At 62.8% G+C, this 19,520-nt stretch carries 19 protein-coding genes and 1 pseudogene; 11 read left to right on the forward strand and 9 right to left on the reverse strand.

Annotation, left to right across the window (positions count from 1 at the left end; translation table 11 throughout):
* The 3 genes and pseudogenes from Q7T64_RS08290 to Q7T64_RS08300 all read left to right on the forward strand — a co-directional run.
* Positions 1-136 (forward strand): annotated as a pseudogene (locus Q7T64_RS08290) (phosphoserine phosphatase SerB); the annotation flags it as partial.
* Between the two features lie 103 nt (positions 137-239).
* A complete protein-coding gene (locus Q7T64_RS08295) occupies positions 240-602 on the forward strand; it encodes a hypothetical protein (protein ID WP_304794186.1) in 363 nt (120 codons plus the stop codon).
* A 487-nt stretch (positions 603-1,089) separates the two neighbouring features.
* On the forward strand, positions 1,090-3,567 hold the full coding sequence (locus tag Q7T64_RS08300) for an EAL domain-containing protein (protein ID WP_304794189.1): 2,478 nt from the start codon (positions 1,090-1,092) through the stop codon (positions 3,565-3,567).
* Between the two features lie 29 nt (positions 3,568-3,596).
* On the opposite strand, the gene Q7T64_RS08305 is transcribed toward Q7T64_RS08300, so the two are convergent.
* The 5 genes from Q7T64_RS08305 to phaC all read right to left on the reverse strand — a co-directional run bounded on the left by Q7T64_RS08305 (position 3,597) and on the right by phaC (position 9,371).
* Positions 3,597-4,766 carry a cystathionine beta-lyase gene (locus tag Q7T64_RS08305; RefSeq protein ID WP_304794192.1) on the reverse strand — a complete coding sequence of 390 codons (1,170 nt, stop codon included), beginning with the start codon at positions 4,764-4,766 and terminating at the stop codon, positions 3,597-3,599.
* A gap of 95 nt (positions 4,767-4,861) precedes the next feature.
* Positions 4,862-5,344, reverse strand: coding sequence for a hypothetical protein (locus tag Q7T64_RS08310; RefSeq protein ID WP_304794194.1), 483 nt, complete (start codon positions 5,342-5,344; stop codon positions 4,862-4,864).
* Between the two features lie 2 nt (positions 5,345-5,346).
* On the reverse strand, positions 5,347-6,708 hold the full coding sequence (gene rimO / locus Q7T64_RS08315) for a 30S ribosomal protein S12 methylthiotransferase RimO (RefSeq protein ID WP_304794197.1): 1,362 nt from the start codon (positions 6,706-6,708) through the stop codon (positions 5,347-5,349).
* 193 nt (positions 6,709-6,901) lie between these two features.
* Positions 6,902-7,474, reverse strand: a complete 573-nt coding sequence (phaR, locus tag Q7T64_RS08320; protein ID WP_304794200.1) for a polyhydroxyalkanoate synthesis repressor PhaR — start codon at positions 7,472-7,474, stop codon at positions 6,902-6,904.
* Between the two features lie 184 nt (positions 7,475-7,658).
* Entirely contained in the window at positions 7,659-9,371 is a 1,713-nt protein-coding gene (gene phaC, locus Q7T64_RS08325; protein WP_304794204.1) for a class I poly(R)-hydroxyalkanoic acid synthase, read from the reverse strand.
* Here phaC and Q7T64_RS08330 point away from each other — a divergent pair.
* Entirely contained in the window at positions 9,370-9,693 is a 324-nt protein-coding gene (locus tag Q7T64_RS08330; protein WP_370653278.1) for a hypothetical protein, read from the forward strand. The genes phaC and Q7T64_RS08330 overlap by 2 nt on opposite strands.
* On the opposite strand, the gene pgeF is transcribed toward Q7T64_RS08330, so the two are convergent.
* Together pgeF and Q7T64_RS08340 are read right to left on the reverse strand one after the other, a co-directional pair.
* Positions 9,686-10,453, reverse strand: a complete 768-nt coding sequence (gene pgeF / locus Q7T64_RS08335) for a peptidoglycan editing factor PgeF (RefSeq protein WP_304794234.1) — start codon at positions 10,451-10,453, stop codon at positions 9,686-9,688. The genes Q7T64_RS08330 and pgeF overlap by 8 nt on opposite strands.
* Positions 10,453-11,454 carry an RluA family pseudouridine synthase gene (locus Q7T64_RS08340; RefSeq protein WP_370653279.1) on the reverse strand — a complete coding sequence of 334 codons (1,002 nt, stop codon included), beginning with the start codon at positions 11,452-11,454 and terminating at the stop codon, positions 10,453-10,455. Before Q7T64_RS08340 ends, pgeF begins: the two co-directional genes overlap by 1 nt.
* Positions 11,455-11,514: 60 nt before the next feature.
* Between Q7T64_RS08340 and Q7T64_RS08345 the strand changes: the two genes are divergently transcribed.
* Positions 11,515-12,327 (forward strand): outer membrane protein assembly factor BamD, encoded by an 813-nt coding sequence (locus Q7T64_RS08345; protein WP_304794207.1) that lies wholly within the window; start codon positions 11,515-11,517, stop codon positions 12,325-12,327.
* A gap of 92 nt (positions 12,328-12,419) precedes the next feature.
* Here the strand turns inward: Q7T64_RS08345 and yaaA are convergent, their stop codons facing one another.
* Positions 12,420-13,196, reverse strand: coding sequence for a peroxide stress protein YaaA (gene yaaA / locus Q7T64_RS08350; RefSeq protein ID WP_304794210.1), 777 nt, complete (start codon positions 13,194-13,196; stop codon positions 12,420-12,422).
* Positions 13,197-13,230: 34 nt separating this feature from the next.
* Between yaaA and Q7T64_RS08355 the strand changes: the two genes are divergently transcribed.
* The 5 genes from Q7T64_RS08355 to Q7T64_RS08375 all read left to right on the forward strand — a co-directional run bounded on the left by Q7T64_RS08355 (position 13,231) and on the right by Q7T64_RS08375 (position 17,961).
* A complete protein-coding gene (locus tag Q7T64_RS08355) occupies positions 13,231-13,680 on the forward strand; it encodes a putative toxin-antitoxin system toxin component, PIN family (protein ID WP_304794241.1) in 450 nt (149 codons plus the stop codon).
* An 88-nt stretch (positions 13,681-13,768) separates the two neighbouring features.
* Complete coding sequence (locus Q7T64_RS08360) at positions 13,769-14,953, forward strand: pyridoxal phosphate-dependent aminotransferase (RefSeq protein ID WP_304794213.1); 1,185 nt, start codon at positions 13,769-13,771, stop codon at positions 14,951-14,953.
* Positions 14,954-15,056: 103 nt separating this feature from the next.
* Positions 15,057-15,941 carry an amidohydrolase gene (locus Q7T64_RS08365; RefSeq protein WP_304794217.1) on the forward strand — a complete coding sequence of 295 codons (885 nt, stop codon included), beginning with the start codon at positions 15,057-15,059 and terminating at the stop codon, positions 15,939-15,941.
* Positions 15,942-16,121: 180 nt separating this feature from the next.
* Positions 16,122-16,958 (forward strand): hypothetical protein, encoded by an 837-nt coding sequence (locus Q7T64_RS08370; RefSeq protein WP_304794221.1) that lies wholly within the window; start codon positions 16,122-16,124, stop codon positions 16,956-16,958.
* Between the two features lie 55 nt (positions 16,959-17,013).
* Positions 17,014-17,961, forward strand: a complete 948-nt coding sequence (locus Q7T64_RS08375) for a tripartite tricarboxylate transporter substrate binding protein (protein ID WP_304794224.1) — start codon at positions 17,014-17,016, stop codon at positions 17,959-17,961.
* Here the strand turns inward: Q7T64_RS08375 and Q7T64_RS08380 are convergent.
* A complete protein-coding gene (locus tag Q7T64_RS08380; RefSeq protein ID WP_304794226.1) occupies positions 17,933-18,892 on the reverse strand; it encodes a LysR family transcriptional regulator in 960 nt (319 codons plus the stop codon). The genes Q7T64_RS08375 and Q7T64_RS08380 overlap by 29 nt on opposite strands.
* Positions 18,893-19,091: 199 nt before the next feature.
* Here Q7T64_RS08380 and Q7T64_RS08385 point away from each other — a divergent pair.
* Positions 19,092-19,520: aldehyde dehydrogenase family protein (locus tag Q7T64_RS08385; RefSeq protein WP_304794229.1), on the forward strand; the 429-nt coding region annotated here is incomplete at its 3' end.

Here is a 19,520-nt window from a genome sequence, read left to right on the forward strand (position 1 = left end):
CGGCGCCAATGACCTGCCGATGATGGGCATTGCTGGACTATCGGTGGCATTCCGCGCCAAGCCGGTAGTGCGGGCGCAGGCGGACGTGGCCTTGAACTTCTGCGGCCTGGACGGCATCTTGAACCTGTTTGAATGATGCGCCGGCCCGGGCCCGAAGTGCGTGTGTCCATGTTTTGTTTCCAGGGTCTTGTTCCATTGCCCTGTCCCCAATGTCTTGCCCATTCAAAAAGGAGCCTTTCATGGCCCAGGAAATCGTGTTCGACAGGGATCTGGAATCAGTAAAGAACCTGGCCTGGTGGCTTTACCTGCTGCACGGCGCAAGCCTGGTGTTCTCGCTGGGCGCACTGTCATTCATTCCACTGATCGTCAGCTACCTGAAGCGCTCCGATGCCGCCGGTACTTTTGTATATAGCCACCACAACTGGCAAATCCGCTCGTTCTGGTGGTACCTGGTGTGGATAGCGGTCGGGGCGGTATTGTTCATGACCATCATCGGCATACCTCTGGCCTGGCTGGTATTCACGCTGGCCTGGATCTGGAAGGCGTATCGCATGATCAAGGGCCTGCTCGACCTGAATGCCAACCGGCCAATGCCGGCCTGATCTGCGCATGGCGGCCTGCTACGCAGCAATAATTTTGTCAAATGTTAACGCGTTAATTGTTAAGCGTTACGAACACTCTTTGTTGTATCCGGCCAATAAAGATATATTTTTTGCAACATTAATCGGGCGACCCCGTTGATGCTGCAATCAGGGGCGTCGCGCAACGAAACAGGTCCTTCGCCGGTCCTGTTTGTTGCCACCGCACCTAGCGCCGGAGCTTGGATTGACGGACAACGACGACTCTTTCGCGCAACACCCCTCTCCCGCCTCCGCGCAAGAGAAGGAAAACGCGCCTCAGCCGCACACACACCGCACAACTGATCGACATCCAACACATCGCGCCCTGAATCACAGCGGCAGGTGGTCGATACGCGAACTGCGCCAGCAATACAAGCGACTGCTGGCCACCCATCGTGAAGCCGGACTGGGGCATTGGTCATTCGATTCGACTTGCCATGCAGGATGGTGCTCCGGTCCCACGCTGGCCATGTTGGGCATCGACACCCCGCTCAGCGGCTCCGACTGCGAGATCCGTTTCCGCGACCTCTGGCGGCACGTACATCCCGGCGATCGCCCGACGCTCAAGGCAATGATCCGCAAGACCCTGCGCAGCGGCGGCCCGTTCATGCTGGAGTGCCGCCTGAACGGCATGGACGGCGTACTGCGCTGGGGCTGCTTGCGCGGCGATTTCGCCATGGCCGGCGGTGGCGCCGGCAGCCGGCTTGCCGGCTCCATCGTCGACATCACCCACCACAAGCAGGCTTTGCTGCGTCACGACCTGGAACAGGCCGTGGCGGCATTACTGAGCGAAGCCAGCTCTGCGCGCTCGGCAATGCCGGCGCTGTTGCAACTGCTGGCCACGCAACTGGGATGGTGCTGCGGCGCCGTCTGGATGCAAGGCAGCGATGACGCCACGCCCAGGCAGGTCGCATCCTGGGCGCTGCCAGAAAGCCGCTTAACGCACTTCCTCGAACTGTCCCGCGACAGCCAACAGCAGCAACTCTGCCGCATGCTGGCGGGCGCGGCGCTGGCCACTTCTGCGCCGGTCATGCTCGGCGACCTCGATCGTCAGCGCCGCTTTGGGCGCCTGCAGGCGGCGCGCGAGGCCGGGCTGGGTTGCGCACTCGCCGTGCCCTTGCGCGCTGCCGGCCAATCCGTAGGCGTCCTCGAACTGTTCGGACCGGCTCCCCGGTCGCTGGACGCCGGATGGCTGCGCAGTGTGCTGGCAATCGGCCAGCACGCCGGCCAGGCCTTGCAACGGGAAAGGGCCGAGTCGGCGCTGCTCGAGGCGCGCACCCAGCTGCAGGTGATGCTGGCGCATGGACTGGAAAGTTTTTTTGTACATGACGCGCTGGGCCAGATTTGCGACGTCAACCAGAGCGCCTGCGACATGCTGGGCTACCAGCGCGATGAATTGCTGCTACTGGAACATTCGCAGGTCGATGCCGACCTTCCCTTCCGTCGTCTGCAGGAACTCGTCGATGCCGATACGCAATGGCAATCGATTCCCCTGCCGAGCCGGCACCGGCGGCGGGACGGCAGCCTGTTTCCGGTGGAAATACGCGTGGGCCGCATCGAGCTGGGCAGCCAGTCGCGCTGGGTGACGGTCGCACGGGACCTCAGCCTGTGCAATGAACTCAAGGCACAGATGAAGCACCTGGCCTGCCACGATCCGCTGACCGGCTTGCACAATCGCGCCATGTTCAGCCGCCAATTGAATGTCGCCCTGGGCCGCGCGCGGCAAGGCGGATCCGGGCTGGCCGTGCTGCTGATCGACCTTGACCGCTTCAAGCTGATCAACGACGCCCTCGGCCACCATGCCGGCGACCGCCTGCTACAGGAAATGGCGCGCCGGCTGCGCTCTACGCTGCCGCCGGGCGCAGCAGTGGCGCGCATGGGCGGCGACGAATTCATCGTCCTGATCAACGAAGCGGCGATGCTGGAACGCCTGCCGCAACTGGCAAGCCAGATCCTGCAGACACTGGTCATCGAATATCCGCTCGAGGGTCAACGGCTGCACATCACGGCAAGCATCGGCATCAGCACCTGCCCGCAAGACGGGCACGATGAATACACGCTGGTCAAGCGCGCCGACCAGGCAATGTATCGCGCCAAGGCGGCGGGCAAGAATACCTGCGTGCTCTATTCCTTGCAGATGGACCCGAGCCCGGCGGCACAGCTGTCGCTCGAATCCGACCTGCGCCGCGCGATCGAGCGCAATGCACTGACGCTGCGCTTCCAGCCCAAGGTCAGCGTGCAGACTGCGTGCATTACCGGCTCCGAAGTGCTGGTTCGATGGCAGCATGACGAACTCGGCCTGCTGCAACCGGAAGACTTCATCCCGATTGCCGAGGAAACCGGACTGATCGTGCCACTGACCAAATGGATCATGGTGCAGGCGTGCCGCCAGAATTGCGAGTGGCGGCGCCAGGGATTGCCGTCGCTGAGGCTGGCGATCAACCTGTCGGCCCGCCAGTTCGCCGATGGCGGCCTGCTGGCTGACATCGAGTCCGTACTCGCTGAAACCGGCATGGATCCCGCCCTGCTGGAACTGGAAATCACGGAAAGCATGATGATGCGCGACACGCGGCACACGCGGCAGATGCTGCTGGGGCTCAAGGCGCTGGGCGTGCACATCGCGCTGGATGACTTCGGCGTCGCCTATTCCTCGCTGTCGCACTTGAAGCGCTTCCCGATCGACATCATCAAGATTGATCGATCCTTTATCCAGGGACTGCCAGGATCGAAGGCCGACGTCGCCATTACCGAAGCGATCATCGCGCTGAGCCACAAGCTCAACATCAGCGTCGTTGCCGAAGGGGTTGAACAAGCCGAGCAACTGCAATTCCTGCGCAGCCGGCAATGCAATGAAATCCAGGGCTATCTGTTCAGCCGGCCGCTCGATGCAAACGCATTTTCAGCGCTGCTGCGGCAAGGAAGGCCCGAAGAACAGCTCGCGGACTGAGGGGAATCCGCTACCCCGCATTCAGGCATTCAGGCTTGCAGCGTGCGCAGCGCCTGTTCAATATCGGCGATCAGGTCTGCCGGGTCTTCAAGACCGACATTGAAACGGACCAGTTGCCCCTTGCCCGGCCATCCGTCGCGCATCTGCCAGATCCGGTATGGCACGCACAGGCTGTTGGCGCCGCCCCACGAAAAACCGATCCGGAACAGGCGCAGGCTGTCAATGAAGCGGTCGGTCTGGGCTTCGCTGTAACGGTCGTCGAAGATCACCGAAAACAAACCGCCGGAACCGGTGAAGTCGCGGCGCCAGATGTCATGCCCGGGGCAATCCGGGAAAGCCGGATGCAGCACCGATGCAATTTCCGGGCGCGACTTCAGCCAGCCGGCGACCGCCCGGCCATTGGTGTCGTGCGCATCGAAGCGCAGCTTGAGCGTGGGCAACCCGCGCAGCACCAGGTAGCAATCATCCGCACCCACGCCCAGGCCCAGACGCATGTGCACCGTCTCGATACGCTGGTGCAGCGCTTCATCCCGTGTGATGACCGCCCCCATCAGCACATCCGAACCACCGGACTGGTATTTCGTCAGCGCCTGCATCACGATGTCCACGCCATGATCGAAGGCCGCAAAAGCAAGGCCCGCCGCCCAGGTATTGTCGAGCGCCACCTTGATGCCGCGTGCATGCGCGGCCTGGCAGATCGCAGGAATGTCCGGCACCTCCATCGACACCGATCCCGGCGCTTCAGTCCAGACCAGTTTGGTATTGTCTTGCAGCAGCGCGGCAATGCCGGCGCCAACCAGCGGGTCGTAGTAGCGAACCTGCACGCCATAATCGTGCGCCATCGCATTGGCGAATTCCCGGTTCGGGTTGTAGATATTGTCCGGAATCAGCACATCGTCGCCTGAGCGCAGCAGCGCCATGTGGACCATGGCAATCGCTGCCAGGCCGCTCGGCGCCAGCAGGCAGTGGCGGCCCTTTTCGATCGCGGCCAGGCGCGCTTCCAGCGTGAACGTGGTGGGCGTGCCATGCAGACCGTAGGTATAGGACGACTTGTCCTGCCAGTTGCGCGAACGCATTGCCGCAACATTGGCGAACAGCACGGTGGAGGCGTGATGGATAGCGACCGGAAAAGCGCCGAATCCCGCCGGCGGGACATAATCGTTATGCACCAGGGCAGTCTGCACTGATTTCTTTTCCATGAATTGCCCGTTTAGTTGTGGCTCAAATCCATTGCGGCCAGTCCGCGCGGCACGCCTGCCCGGAATCGCGAATCAGGGGGCGGGGGATCGGTTGGTCAGCGAACGACAGCTGGTTTCGCACTGCGCACGATGCGCAGCATGAACGGCCTGGTCGGCCCGTCATCGGCGCCACGCCAGGAACCGGTGAAGGCGTCGCCTTGCCACCGGCCTTCCCACTGGCCCGATACATCCCGGCCGTTGACAGATTCCTCCATCAAGAATCCCTCGTCATCGAACTCGCCGGCCAACAGGATTTGTCCGCCACTGCCAAAGATGAAATAGTGGCCTTCGACGCCGCCGTCATCTTCAGGTTTCGGCCGGAGCTGTAACTGGACCTGGTCGGCACCGAGCGAGCCGCGCAGCACCAGGCCGGTTGCCGGCATCGCAGGCGCTTTGGCAGCATTGTCCTGGGTCTTGTCTTTCGTTTTGTCTTGCGTCTTGACTTCGGCTTTGTCCGCTGCCACGGCAAGCGTCACTGGCGCCACGCCAAGGACCAGCGGCAACAGCGCCGCAAGCAGCAATCCCAGTACCCTGCGCATGATCAGGAACGCGCCCACAGGTCATGCGCATCGGCTGCATACACCTCGACATCGACAAACTCGCCAACTTTCAGCAAACGGCCCGGCTCGAACGGCGGCTTGACATACACCACGCCATCGATCTCCGGCGCGTCGGCTGCCGAGCGGCCGACTGCACCTTCCGGACGCAGCTCGTCGATCAGCACGCGCACTGTCTTGCCGATCTTGGCGCGCAAGCGCTTTTCGGAAATGGCTTCCTGCAATTGCATCACCCGTCCCCGGCGCTCTTCCCGCAGTTCCTCTGGCACCGGATTGGCCAGCGCATTGGCGCTCGCGCCCTCTACCGGCGAGTAGGCAAAGCAGCCCAGGCGGTCAATTTCCGCTTCTTTCAGGAAGTCCAGCAGGTACTCGAACTCGGCCTCGGTTTCGCCCGGAAAACCGGCGATGAAAGTGGAACGGATCGTGATGTCGGGGCACAGCGCGCGCCAGGCGCGGATGCGTTCGATATTCTTTTCACCGCTGGCCGGACGCTTCATCCGCTTCAACACATCCGGGTGCGCATGCTGCAGCGGCACGTCGAGATAGGGAACCACATGCGTGCCATTCATCAGCGGGATGATGTCGTCCACGTGCGGATACGGATAGACATAGTGCAGCCGGACCCACGCGCCGTACTGCGCTGCCAGTTCGTTGAGCGCGCCGACCAGTTGGGTCATGTGGGTGCGCACCGGCTTGCCGTTCCAGAACCCCATGCGGAACTTGACATCGACGCCATAGGCGCTGGTGTCCTGGGAAATGACCAGCAATTCCCGCACGCCTGCCTTGAACAGGTTCTCGGCTTCCAGCATAAGGTCGGCGACCGGACGCGACACCAGGTCGCCACGCATCGACGGAATGATGCAGAAGCTGCAACGGTGGTTGCAACCCTCGGAAATTTTCAGGTAGGCGTAGTGGCGCGGCGTCAGCTTGATGCCCTGCGGCGGCACCAGGTCGGTAAAGGGCGAATGCGGACGCGGCAAGTGCAGGTGCACCGCATCCATCACTTCACCCAGCGCATGCGGGCCGGTCACGGCCAACACTTTGGGATGCACCTTTTGCACGATGTCCTGGCCGCTGGCGTCTTTCTTGGCGCCCAGGCAACCGGTAACAATCACCCGGCCGTTTTCGTGCAGCGCCTCGCCAATGGCGTCGAGCGACTCCTGAACTGCGGCATCGATGAAGCCGCAGGTATTGACGATGACCAGGTCGGCGCCATCGTAAGACTTGGCAGTATCGTAACCTTCGGCCCGCAACTGGGTCAGTATCTGCTCGGAGTCGACCAGGGCTTTGGGACAGCCGAGCGAAACAAAACCGACTTTGGGTGCGACAGGGGTTTCAGGGGACATGGGGCGGTGCACCGGGCAAAGGCGCTATTTTACCGTGTGGTGCGCCAATGCATGGCGACACGGTCATCGAATCCGCCAGGCGCGCTCAAAATGCCGCTACGCCACATGCATCCGGCGCCCGGCGTTGCCGGGCACGACCAGCGGGCCGCCCACAAAGCCCGGCCTGGTTGGCCGGCTTCGCGTTCGGGCCAGGCTACTCTTTCTTGTTGGTGTCGCCCGCGCCCGGCACCGTCCCGAACGGGAAGGTGCCGAACATGTTCTTGGTCTGGCTCTGCATCTGTTCCTGCATCTGCATGAACAGGGTCTTGCTCTGCTCGATGTAGTTGCCCATCATCCCTTGCATCATCGGACCCTGCACGCTCATGAACTGGGTCCACATCTCCGGGCTGAACGGCTTGCCCTCGTACATGCCCTTGGAATTCTCGGTGAGCTTGTTCTGGATTTCGATGAAGGCGTGGATGTTTTTCTCCAGGTAGGAGCCCATCAGTCCCTGCATCGCATGACCGTAATAGCGGATGATCTGGGACAGCGCGCCACTGGAAAACATCGGCGACCCGTTCGCCTCTTCCTCAAGGATGATCTGCAGCAGGATGCTGCGCGTCAAGTCCTCGTCGGACTTCGCATCGATGACAGTGAACTCTTCATTGGCCAGCACCAGTTGCTTGACATCGGCCAGCGTGATGTAGGAACTGGTCTGGGTGTCATACAACCGGCGGTTCGGATACTTCTTGATCAACCGCTCGGACGTCTTTTTTGCACTGTTCATTCGCCGCTCTTTCAACTTGATCCGGACACCAGGAAAGCTGGCGTCAATGGATTCCTGCGCATGGGAGGTACTGCAAAGTTTATACCGCTAAACGGGGGGTGCTGCAACCGGTCACTGGTGCGGGTGGCTTTTGCATGCCAGCAAACGGCCCGCGCCGCACCGGGACCAGGAGCCTGGACGCACCCTAGGCCTTCACCTTCACATAGCGGCCCGGCGCCGGTTCGATCGGTTTGTAACTGGCGTTGCCATAGCGGCGCGGCGCCGGCACTTCCTTGCCGGCATGACGGGCCAGGAAATCGGACCATTCCGGCCACCAGCTACCCGGCTTTTCGGTCGCCCCCTGCAGCCAGGCCTGGGCATCGGCCGGCAATGCCTTGTTGACCCAATAGCTGCGCTTTTTCTTTTCCGGCGGATTGATCACGCCGGCAATGTGGCCGGAAGCGCCGAGCAGGAAATGATTATTGGACGGCTTCTTGCGGTTGAGCAGCCGGGTGCTGCCATAGGCCGAGGTCCAGGGCACGATATGGTCTTCACGCGAGGCGTAGATCAAGGCCGGCACATCGATCGTGCCGAGGTCGACCGGTTGTCCGCACACGCGCAGCTTGCCCGGCGTCTTCAGGCTGTCTTCCAGGTACAGGTTGCGCAGGTACCAGCAAAACATCGGCCCCGGCAGGTTGGTGCTGTCCGCATTCCAGTACAGCAAGTCGAACGGTGGCGGATCCTCGCCCTTCAGGTAATTGGACTCGACATAATTCCAGACCAGGTCATTGGGCCGCAGGCTGGAAAACGCAGCGGAAAATTCGCGCCCGGGCATCAGCCCGCCGCCACCGATTTCCAGTTCGCGCATCGCGACCTGCGCCTCGTCGATATAGACATCCAATGCGCCCGTATCGGAAAAATCCAGCAGCGCGGTCAGCAGCGTCAGGCTGGCGACCGGCTTTTCGCCGCGCGCCTTCAACACTGCCAGCGCAGTGGAAATGATGGTGCCGCCCACGCAAAAGCCCAGCGCATTGATCTGTTGTTGCCCTGAGATTTCCTGCGCCGCATGCAGCGCCCGGATGGCGCCGTGTTCGATGTAATCGTCCCAACTCAGGCCGGCCTGCGCCTGCTGCGCATTGCACCACGACACCAGCAATACCGTATGCCCCTGCATGACGGCATAACGCACCAGCGAATTGGCCGGCTGCAAGTCCATGATGTAGAACTTGTTGATGCAGGGCGGCACGATCAGCAAGGGCTTTTCATACACCGTGCGGGTTTGCGGCTTGTACTGGATCAACTGGAACAGTTCATTTTCGAACACGACCGCGCCTTCCGTGGTGGCGACATTGCGGCCGACCTCGAAAGCAGTTTCGTCGGTATGTGAAATATGCCCTTTCTGCATGTCGGCCAGCATGTGTTCGATGCCGCGCATGATGCTCTCGCCGCGCGTATCCAGGATTTTTTGCTGCGCCTCGGGATTGGTGGCGAGAAAATTCGCCGGCGACAGCGCATCCACGGTCTGCTGCAACGCAAAGCGGATTTTTTGCTTGACCTTCGGCGCCGCCTCGACGGCATCCACCATCGACGACAGGAAGCGCGCGTTGAGCAGGTACACCCCGGCGTTGAATGCAGAAAACGGATTGCTGTGCCAGGCCGCGCCGGAAAAGCGCTTGTCTTCCACCGCCGGCGAGCGCGCACTGGCCAGGTTTTGCCAGAGCGCTGTCAGCTCCTGCACATATTGTTCGTGCAGTTGCGCCATGCGCTGTTGATCGATCGGGAGCGGGAAATCAGCCGGCGCTGCGGACTTCAGCAGATTGGCGGACTGGGCCTGCTGCATCCAGGTCTGCCACTTCATGGGATCGACAAGATCGTTGATCCACGCTTGTGCCGCTGCCTGTGCATCCGGGGTCTTCATGCTGGTCTCACTCGCTTTGCGATGCTTCGTCTGGTTTCGCGTATCGTTACGGTTTGTTCCAACCATCGCGGCAAAAGCCGCTGACACCATGCATATCGTCGCAATTGGCTGGCTCTATGTCGCACTGATGATGGCAATCACCGAAACCAGCATCGTTGCCGGTGTGCTGACCTTGGTGCTCTATGGCTTGTTGCCCGTAGCAATCATCTTATACATCAGCGGCTCGAAGCAGCGCAAGAGGAAACGGGAAGCCGAACAAGCGGCCCGGCATGCGACTGCCGAACAGCAAACGGGTACCGCACAAGAGAAAGAAATCAGTTGATCCAGATCAGGCTGGCCATGCGTCCGGTGACGCCGTCGCGCCGGTAGGAATAAAACGAGGCAGCCTCGGCCACGGTGCAGCGTTCGCCGCCGGCGATGCCGCTAATCCCCAGCAATAACAGGCGGCGCCGGGCCAGCGCGTAAATGTCCGCCAGATACTTCCCCGGCAGGCCCGGGCGCGCCACGAACGCCGTGGCGCATGCCGCGTCCTGGCCGGCGAACGCCGCGCGCACATCTTCTCCCACCTCGAAATTCGCCGGGCCGATCGCCGGACCGAGCCAGGCCACGATCTCGCCGGCGCCGGCCGTGCGCATTGCCTGCACGGTGTTTTCCAGTACGCCGGCAGCCAGTCCGCGCCAGCCCGCGTGCGCTGCGCCGACCACCTTGCCTTGCACGTCGGCGAACAACACCGGCAGGCAATCGGCAGTCAGGATGGCGCAGACCACGCCGGGACGGGTGCTGATGCTGGCGTCTGCCTGCGGCGGTCCGGCCAGCGCCACAGCCGCGCCGGCATCCACCACCGTGGCGCCGTGCACCTGAGTCAGCCAGGCCGGTTGCGAGGGCAGCAACACGCCCAGCCGGCGCCGGTTTTCAAGCACATTGTCTTCCTGGTCGCCGACATGCAGGCCAAGATTAAGTCCGCCGCGGCCATTGCCGCTGCCGTCGCCCCACGCACCGCGGCTGACGCCACCGCTGCGCAGGCTGGACAGCGCGCCCACCGGCGGCGCTTTCGGCAGCCAGGCCGGACGCAGCACCGAAATCACAAATCAGGCTCCGCAATGCCGGCCTGCGCCAGCAACAATTTCATGTCTTCCGGCAAGGGCGCGGTCCACACGCGGGGCTTGCCCGAGCGCGGATGCAGCAGCCCGAGCCGGCATGCATGCAGTGCCTGGCGCCCGAAAGTCGCGGCCAGGTGGCGCTTGCCGTACACCGTATCGCCGACCAGCGGAAAGCCCACGGATTGCATATGCACCCGGATCTGATGGGTCCGGCCGGTTTCCAGCTGGCAGCGCACCAGGCTCACCGGCGTGCGGCTGAGCTTGCCGGTGGCCAGGCGCTCGTAGCGCGTCACTGCCGGCTTGCCGTTTTCCTCTTCATCGACCACCGCCATTTTCAGCCGGTCGCGCGGATGGCGGCCGATCGGTGCGTCGATCTTGCCGCTCGGCTGGGTCGTGCCCCAGGCCAGCGCAAGATAGTCCCGCTGCACGGTGCGCGCCTGTAACTGGCGCACCAGGTCGGTCTGCGCGGCCAGGGTCTTGGCAACCACCATCAATCCGGTGGTTTCCTTGTCCAGGCGGTGCACGATGCCCGCGCGCGGCACGCCGGCCAGCGCCGGGCAATATTGCAGCAAGCCATTGAGCAGCGTCCCGGTCCAGTTGCCCGGCCCAGGGTGCACCACCAGGCCAGCCGGCTTGTTGATCACCAGCACGCTGGCATCCTCGTGCACGATGGCAAGCTCCATCGGCTCGGGCAGGTAGGGCTGCTCGCTTTCTACCAGCTGCGGGACCAGGATCACGGTCTCGTCGCCAAACACCGTGGTCTTGGCGCGCGCCGGCTGGCCGTCGACCGTCGCGAAACCCTGCTCGATCCATTGCTGCAGGCGGCTGCGCGAGTACTGCGGCAACAGCGTCGACAATGCCTTGTCCAGCCGCAAGCCGCAGGACTCGGGGGTCAGCTTTACAGTGATCGGAACGACACTGTCGTCGTCTTCCACGTCGGAATCGAATGGGGTGTTGGTGGAAGAGTCTGTCGTCATCGGCATTTCGGTGAGTTCCTTCGGCTATAATCGGGCACCGTCCAAGGTGTACTCCTGCCATATTCCATGCGAACCCACTTTCTTAAATTCATCCTGGCAGCAATCGCGCTGTCCCTGTCCGCGTGCAGTATATTGCAAAGCGATAGCAGCGACGAAACCCGCGGCTGGTCTGCCAACAAGCTATACGCTGAATCGCGCACCGAAATGGCCGCGCTGAATTACGAAAAAGCGCTGGATTACCTGGGCAAGCTGGAGTCGCGCTACCCGTTCGGCACCTTTGCGCAGCAGGCGCAGATGGACGTCGCTTACGTGCATTATCGCGCCGGCGACCAGGCGCTGTCCCTGGCAGCGATCGAACGCTTCATCAAGCTGCACCCGGATCATCCCAACGTCGACTACATGTACTACCTGCGCGGGCTGGTCAATTTCAATGACCGCGCCGGCTTGCTCGACTTCCTGTCGCGGCAGGACCCGAGCGAACGCGACCAGAAAGCGCTGCGCGAAGCATTCGAGTCATTCAAGCTGCTCGTCGAGCGCTTCCCCAACAGCATCTATGCGCCGGATGCATCGGATCGGCTGGCCTACCTGCTCAATGCAATGGCGGAGCATGAAGTACATGTAGCACGTTACTACTACCGTCGGGGCGCTTACCTCGCCGCTGCCAACCGGGCGCAGACTGCGGTACAGAACTTCCGCCAGGCGCCTGCCATCGAAGAAGCGTTGTGGATCATGGCGCGCTCGTACGATGCAATGGGCATGACCCAGCTGCGCGACGACGCCGACCGCGTATTGCGCGCGAACTTCCCCAACAGCCAACTGACCGCGACCGGCGAACGGCCCGACAAGGCGAAATCAGCCTGGTGGAAAATCTGGCAATGACCGGCCGACCTGGTTTGCCATCGCCTTCCGGTCGTCAGTAGTCCATCACTCCCCCGCCGCCAGGCAGTCCTTGCCCGGCGGGCTCCCCCGCTTCATTGCGCCACACGGCGCCGGAACACCCACTGGTGTTCTGTCGAGGCCTGCTGGTCCAACGCATAATCTTCGCTGTCGAACGACTTCAGTTTTTCGGGGGCGGTAATGTTGTGGGTCGCCGCATAGCGCGCCATCAGCCCGCGCGCCCGCTTGGCGTAGAAGGAAATGATCTTGTACCGGCCATCCTTCCAGTCCTGGAATACCGGCGTGATCACCGGCACCGGCAGCAGTGCCGGCTTGACCACCCTGAAATACTCGTCGGACGCCAGGTTGACCAGTGCCCTCGCCTTCTGCGCCTTCAGCACTGCAGAGAGATTGCGCGTCACATCCTCGCCCCAGTAGGCATACAAGTCGCGCCCGCGGGCATTGGCCAGGCGGGTTCCCATCTCCAGCCGATAGGCTTGCATGCGATCCAGCGGCCGCAGCACTCCGTACAGTCCGGATAGAATCCGGATGTGGGCATTTGCCCATGTAACCTGGGGCGGCGTCATCGAACGCGCGTCGAGTCCTTCATACACATCGCCGTTGAACGCAAACAGCGCCTGGCGCGAGTTGGCTTTCGTGAACCGGGGCGACCAGAGTGCATAGCGATCTGCATTCAATGCGGCAAGCTGGTCGGAAATGCCCATCAGGCTGCCGACCTCATGCGGCGACAGGGTGCGCAGCAGCTCGATCAATTCCTGCGAGCGTGGAATGAATTCCGCACGGGTATGCTGTTCGACGGGGACGGGCGATTCGTAATCAAGTGTTTTTGCAGGCGAAAGGACAATCAGCATGTTGGCAGCAGCAGGGATGGATTCAGTGGCGCCTATGATACAGAATCGACTCGTCATCGATACCAACGTCTTGCTCGACCTGTTCGTCTTCAACGATCCGCGCTGGCAGCCCCTGCTCGCTGCGCTGGAAGACGGCAGTGTCGAAGCCTACACCCGCGCCGACTGCTGCTGCGAGTGGCAGATCGTGCTGGGTTATGCGCACCTGCCGCTCAACGATGCCAGCCGCGCCCTTGCCGAACAACGCTTCGCCCGCCTGATCCGCAATTGGCCGGGCGATCCGCTGCCGCTGCCTCTGCCGGTGTGCAAGGATCGGGACGACCAGAAATTCCTCGAACTCGCGCGCGACTGCGGTGCGCACATACTGATCACGAAGGACAAGGCGCTGCTGAAGCTGGCGCGGCAGACCCGCAAGCGCGGCCTGTTCCACATCGTCACCCCGCAACAGTGGCCGCTGCCTGCGGCGGCCGGCAGCACGCCCGCCTGAAACCGCAACGCCACCGGCCGGAACCTGCCCCGCCTGGCCTGACCTCTATATAATTTCCCTGCACCCGCCCCGACAGGAACCAGACGACATGAACGCACCAACCGACGCCTCGCTGCACCTCACCCCGACCCTGCAATCGCGCCTGCCGCGTGTGGGCACCACGATCTTTACCGTGATGTCGGCCCTGGCCAATGAAAAAAATGCCGTCAACCTGGGCCAGGGCTTTCCCGATTTCGAATGCGACCCGGCGCTTCCGGATGCGGTGACTGCCGCGATGAAGCAGGGGCTGAATCAATATCCGCCGATGGCCGGCGTCCCGGCCCTGCGCCAGGCGATTGCGACCAAGATCGGCAAGCTGTATGGCCATGCATACAGCCCGGACACCGAGATCACCGTCACCGCCGGCGCCACGCAAGGCATCCTGACCACCGTGCTGTGCTGCGTGCACCCGGGCGATGAAGTGATCGTCATTGAGCCGGCCTATGACAGCTATGTGCCGGCAATCGAGCTGGCCGGCGGCAAGCCGGTCTTCGTGCAGATGAGTTTGACCGATCGCGGCTACACGGTGCCGTGGGACAAAGTGGCCGGTGCGATGTCGCCGAGGACCCGGCTGATCATGCTGAATTCGCCGCACAATCCGACCGGTTCGGTATTGCGCGCGGCCGACCTTGCCGCCCTGGCTGACCTGGTGCGCGGCACGCAGGTATTGATCCTGTCCGACGAAGTGTATGAGCACATGGTGTATGACGGCCAGCAGCATGAATCGCTGTGCCGTCATCCTGAATTGGCGGCGCGCACCTTCGTGCTGTCGAGCTTTGGCAAGACCTATCACGTGACCGGCTGGAAGATTGGTTATGTGGCGGCGCCAGCGAGCCTGTCGGCGGAATTCCGCAAGGTGCATCAGTTCAATGTATTCACGGTCAATACACCGGTGCAGCATGCGATTGCGGCCTACATGCGCGATGCCGCGCCGTATGTCGGGCTGCCGGCGTTCTACCAGGCCAAGCGGGATCTGTTCCGGGATGGCTTGCGCAACACGCGCCTGGCGCTGCTGCCGTCGGACGGGACTTATTTCCAGTGCGTGGATTACAGCAAGATATCCGGGCAGTCGGAGGCGGAATTCGCGATGTGGCTGACTTCGGACATCGGCGTGGCGGCAATTCCGGTTTCGGCGTTTTATGACAAGCCGAAGGATTCGGGCGTGGTCAGGTTCTGTTTTGCCAAGAAAGACGAGACCTTGCGGCTGGCCCTGGAGAAATTGGCTCGTATCTAGACACCCTGTTTGCCTGGCCCGACGAAAAAGACAGTGGGCAGCGGTCGGTGTTCAGCGCGAACGCCATGTTATGTTGCCCCTTTTTCGATAAGCGCCAGTCACCATGCACGACCCAAGCGGCCAGCCCACCGACCAATTCTGCCTGGCCCCGCATCCCCATTCGGCGCCGCCGGCGTTCGCCATCCCGGAATTGGCCTGCGACACCCACGCCCATGTCGTAGCGGGCAAGCCCGGCGACTATCCCATGTCGCCCCAGCGCAGCTACACGCCCCCACCCGCCCCGGAGGGCGAATACCTGCGCATGCTGGACGCCACCGGCATGGCGCGCGGCGTGCTGGTGCAGATCAGCGTCTACGGCACCGATAACAGGCTGATGCTCGAAAGCCTGCGCCGGCATCCGCAGCGGCTGCGTGGCGTCGCAGTCGTCGCACCCGATGTCAGCGATACGGAACTGGCAGACCTGCATGCGGCCGGCGTGCGCGGACTGCGGCTCAACATCCTGTTCGGCGGCGGCGTCAGCCTCGATGCGATGGAGCGCCTGGCCCAACGCATAGGCAAATCCGGCTGGCACCTGCAGTTGCTGCTCGATGCGCGCATGCTGCCCGGACTGATGCCGCGCCTGACCCGCCTGCCCTGCCCGGTCGTGATCGACCACATGGGACACATGCCGGTCGCGGATGGCCTGGATGCGCCGGGCTTCAACAGCTTGCGCACACTGCTGCGCGAACATGACTGCTGGGTAAAACTCTCCGGCGCATACCGCATCAGCGATGACTTTCCAGACTTCGGGGATGTCGTGCCACTGGCACACTCGCTGATCGCGGCCGCACCGGATCGCTGCGTCTGGGGCAGCGACTGGCCGCATGTAGCACTAAAGCAAATGCCCGATACCGGCCGCCTGCTCAACGCGCTGCCGGCATGGTCGCCCGACCCGGCGCAACTGCAACGGATCCTGGTCGACAATCCGGCCCGCCTGTACGGATTCTGACGGCCAACCTGCGCCGATCAGCGCCAATTTGATATCAAAAAAGATATCACTCCATCTTAAAATTCTATTTTACGGATATGACACCAAGCCTTTAGTCTTGGCGACATTCGAGTACAGGCATTTGCCACTCGCCAATTGCAGCGCCGCCGCCCGCGCTGCCGCCAAGTTCGGGAGTCATCCTTGCTCGCCTCGGTACCAGAAGTGGCGGAACACGCCGCGCAGGGAGTGATCGCCAGCCTGTACCAGGACATTCGCCTGGTAACCGGCGCTGAATTGGTCAACCTGGTGTACCGCCACCTCGCGACCGATCCTGCGGTGCTGGCGTGGGCGTGGGCGACGCTGCGACCGCATTTCATATCCGGCCTGCTGCCGGCCCAGGCCGCTGCCTTGCGCACCGGTGTCGAGACGCGCAACCGGGCATCGCTGGCCGCCACAGGGCCGGCACTGCCGTCCTGCGCGACGCTGGCCTTGCCGGTGATTCGCACCTATTGCCATACCAACTGCCTGAACATGATCGCGCTCACGCATCTGCTGGGCGGGCAGCCGCCGGCCGGTGCCGCATCGCCGGCGCCAGCGATGCCGCCTGCGCCGGCCCTTGCCGCCAGTGAAAAGTTGCCAGCACTACCGCCGCTGCCAGGCTGGGATGCGCTAAGCGCCCACACGCTGGCCATCGTGCAGCGCTTGAATCAAATGGCGGAGACCAGCCCGCCCACCGTCATCGCGAGCCTGTACCGCCACCTCGCGTGCTGGCCCGCCTTGCTGCCGGCCGTGGAAGGATTGCTGTTGCCGCTGGAACGCAGCCAATCCTTGCTGGCTGCGCGCATCGCCACGGCGCAAAGCGCGGCGCAACTGGCGCACGCGCAACCGCTAGTGCTGGCGCCGCCGCCCGCCGTCTTTCGCGATCGGTTCGAGCCGCTTCTGGAGCGACTGGCCAATGTCACGATCGCAAAAATGATTCCGATCGGCTGCTTGCTGCTCGAGCATGCCGTAAGCGCAGGAGAAACACACCCGCGATGAGCGGGTGACGCATCACAAATATAAAAACGATTCAGCATCACCCAAAGGAGACACCATGTTCAAAACCGCCCTCGCGGCAGCCGGGCTTGCCCTGCTGTTTGCATTCACCGGCGCTAGCGCCCAGTCGTACCCGAACCAGCCGATCACGATGATCGTGTCCTTCCCGCCAGGCGGTGCGACCGATCTGGTCGGCCGTGCGCTGGCTACTGAAATGACCAAGGTGCTTGGACAGTCGGTGGTGGTGATGAACCGCGCCGGTGCGGCCGGCACCATCGGCTCGGCGGCGGTGGCAAATGCGCCGACCAATGGCTACACCTTCGGCTTCGTCGTGTCGGCCGCATTGACGGTGGTGCCGCACCTGCAAAGCGTGCCCTACCAGCTCGACTCCTTCCAGTACCTGTGCCGCGCCTTCGATGTGCCGGTGTACGCATTGGTACGCGCCGATTCGCGCTTCAAGAGCATGCGCGAACTGATCAGCTACGCGCGCGCCAATCCAGGCAAACTCAACTATGCCAGCGTCGGGTTGGGGTCGCTGCCGCACATGGCGGCGCTTGACCTGGAACGCTCGGCCGGCATCAAGATGAACCACATCCCCTACAAGGGCGAAGGCCCGGCAGTGGTCGACCTGCTGGGCAAGCATGTGGACCTGATGTTTGGCACCAACGCAGTGGCCAGCACGCACAAGCTGCTGCGACTGGCGGCGGCATCGGAAAAACGCACTGCTGAATCGCCGGATGCGCCAACCCTGACCGAGCTCGGGTATCCCGTGGTGTGGTCCATCGTCGGCGGCGCGATCGCCCCCAAGGGTATCGACCCGGCAGCACGGGCTGCGCTGGAAAAAGCCTGCGCCACCGCGGCCGCCACGCCGGCCTACCAGCAAGCGCTGGTCAACATGAAAGTGGTGCCGCTGTATGCGGACGGCGAAACCTACCGCATCCAGTTGCTGCGCGACGCCGGTCGTAACCGGGTGCTGATCAAGGATTCCGGCCTGTTGGGGCAGTAGCCGACACGCGCAGCAATTCTTCGATGAATGCCTCGGCCACCGGCGTGTTGGCCCGGTTGATGCGGGTGATCAGCGCGACCGGGAAGAATAGCCCCGGCAAGGAGACCGGCAGCGGCTTGACCAGGCCGCTGCGGGAAAATTGCCGCACCAGGTCGGCCGGCATGACGGTCACCATATTGCTTTCCTGGAGCATGGCCAGGTTGGTCAGCAGCGATGCCGACTCGATCGCATTGCGCGGCCGGCCACCGCCATGTTCGGTAAAAAGGATATCCAGTCGCTGCCGTACCGGCGCCGTCGAATTGGGCAGGATCCAGCGTTGCCGGACCAGGTCGCTCAGTTCGATGCGCTTCATGTTCAACAGGGGATGGCGAGGGCCGCAAACGATCACGAACTCGTCCTCATGCAGCATGCGCAAGTCCACCTCGTCCATGGCGGCGCCGCCGAGCACGCGACCGACCACCATGTCGAGTTCGCCGCGCCTGAGCATGGACATCATCATGTCGTTGACGCCTTCCACCAGCGACACGCGCACGTTCGGATGCCGCTCCAGCAGCGCGGCAACGGCGCGCGGCACCAGTTCGGACGCGGTTGACGAATTGGTGCCCAGCGCCAGCGTTCCCAGCGAGCCTTCGGACAAGGCGGCGATTTCATCGCGCGCGCCGTCAAGGTCGGTCAGCAAGGCGCGCGCGCGGCGGATCATTGCCTCGCCAAAAACAGTCGGCTTCATGCCGCGCCGTGAACGTTCGAACAGTTCCACGTTGAGCGCTGCTTCCAGTTCATGCAGCAACTTGGTGGCGGCCGGCTGCGTCATGCCCAGTTCGGCAGCGGCGCGGCGCAGGTTCCCGGTTTCGCCCAGCGACGACAGCAGCAGCAACTGGCGGATTTTCAGGCGGCTGCGCAGCAGCCAGGACGTGTGGGCAATCTTGGTCATTTTTTTAGTGAAGAAATTTCCGGGCCGCCTTCAGGCGAGACGTCCGGCCTCAGTAGGGCCGGGCAACAGGCATATAAAAATATATATCAAAGCATCTCAAAAAGTGATTTTACGGAATCAATTGAGGACCCTACTCTAATCGAAATCCCAATGCCGGGCAGCATTATCGTCCGGCGCCGACCCGCACCAGGAGACGCACATGAACCAGAACAACACCAGGGAATCCGCATTGGCCCTGTTTGCCAGCCTTCGCCTGCACATCAACGGCGAATGGGTGGAAGGCAGCACCGGACGCGGCGAAAATGTCATTAACCCGGCTACCGGGGAAACCCTTGGCTGGCTGCCGCATGCGTCGCACGACGACCTGGACCGAGCGGCAAAAGCGGCGGCAGCGGCGTTCCCGGCCTGGTCGCGCGCACCGGCAATGGAACGGCGACGAGTGCTGCTGGAGGCGGCGCGGCTGTTGCGCCAGCGCAGCGCCGTGATTGCCCGTGCGATCACGCTGGAACAGGGCAAGACACTGGCTGAATCCGAGGGCGAACTGGCAGGCGCAATCGACGTCTTTGAATGGTATGCGGAGGAAACCCGGCGTCTGTACGGCCGCACCATTCCGGCCCGCAGCCCTGGC

Source organism: Lacisediminimonas sp., from assembly GCF_030645335.1.
In the GTDB taxonomy this organism is placed as follows: domain Bacteria; phylum Pseudomonadota; class Gammaproteobacteria; order Burkholderiales; family Burkholderiaceae_D; genus Lacisediminimonas.

Coding starts and splice junctions, on each gene's coding strand:
- Q7T64_RS08365 (WP_304794217.1), top strand. CDS start 15,057: ATGCACGACCCAAGCGGCCAGCCCACCGACCAATTCTGCCTGGCCCCG.
- Q7T64_RS08345 (WP_304794207.1), top strand. CDS start 11,515: ATGCGAACCCACTTTCTTAAATTCATCCTGGCAGCAATCGCGCTGTCC.
- Q7T64_RS08380 (WP_304794226.1), bottom strand. CDS start 18,892: ATGACCAAGATTGCCCACACGTCCTGGCTGCTGCGCAGCCGCCTGAAA.
- Q7T64_RS08305 (WP_304794192.1), bottom strand. CDS start 4,766: ATGGAAAAGAAATCAGTGCAGACTGCCCTGGTGCATAACGATTATGTC.
- yaaA (WP_304794210.1), bottom strand. CDS start 13,196: ATGCTGATTGTCCTTTCGCCTGCAAAAACACTTGATTACGAATCGCCC.
- phaC (WP_304794204.1), bottom strand. CDS start 9,371: ATGAAGACCCCGGATGCACAGGCAGCGGCACAAGCGTGGATCAACGAT.
- Q7T64_RS08340 (WP_370653279.1), bottom strand. CDS start 11,454: ATGCCGATGACGACAGACTCTTCCACCAACACCCCATTCGATTCCGAC.
- Q7T64_RS08310 (WP_304794194.1), bottom strand. CDS start 5,344: ATGCGCAGGGTACTGGGATTGCTGCTTGCGGCGCTGTTGCCGCTGGTC.
- Q7T64_RS08295 (WP_304794186.1), top strand. CDS start 240: ATGGCCCAGGAAATCGTGTTCGACAGGGATCTGGAATCAGTAAAGAAC.
- phaR (WP_304794200.1), bottom strand. CDS start 7,474: ATGAACAGTGCAAAAAAGACGTCCGAGCGGTTGATCAAGAAGTATCCG.
- Q7T64_RS08360 (WP_304794213.1), top strand. CDS start 13,769: ATGAACGCACCAACCGACGCCTCGCTGCACCTCACCCCGACCCTGCAA.
- Q7T64_RS08300 (WP_304794189.1), top strand. CDS start 1,090: ATGTTGGGCATCGACACCCCGCTCAGCGGCTCCGACTGCGAGATCCGT.
- Q7T64_RS08330 (WP_370653278.1), top strand. CDS start 9,370: ATGCTGGTCTCACTCGCTTTGCGATGCTTCGTCTGGTTTCGCGTATCG.
- Q7T64_RS08355 (WP_304794241.1), top strand. CDS start 13,231: ATGATACAGAATCGACTCGTCATCGATACCAACGTCTTGCTCGACCTG.
- Q7T64_RS08375 (WP_304794224.1), top strand. CDS start 17,014: ATGTTCAAAACCGCCCTCGCGGCAGCCGGGCTTGCCCTGCTGTTTGCA.
- rimO (WP_304794197.1), bottom strand. CDS start 6,708: ATGTCCCCTGAAACCCCTGTCGCACCCAAAGTCGGTTTTGTTTCGCTC.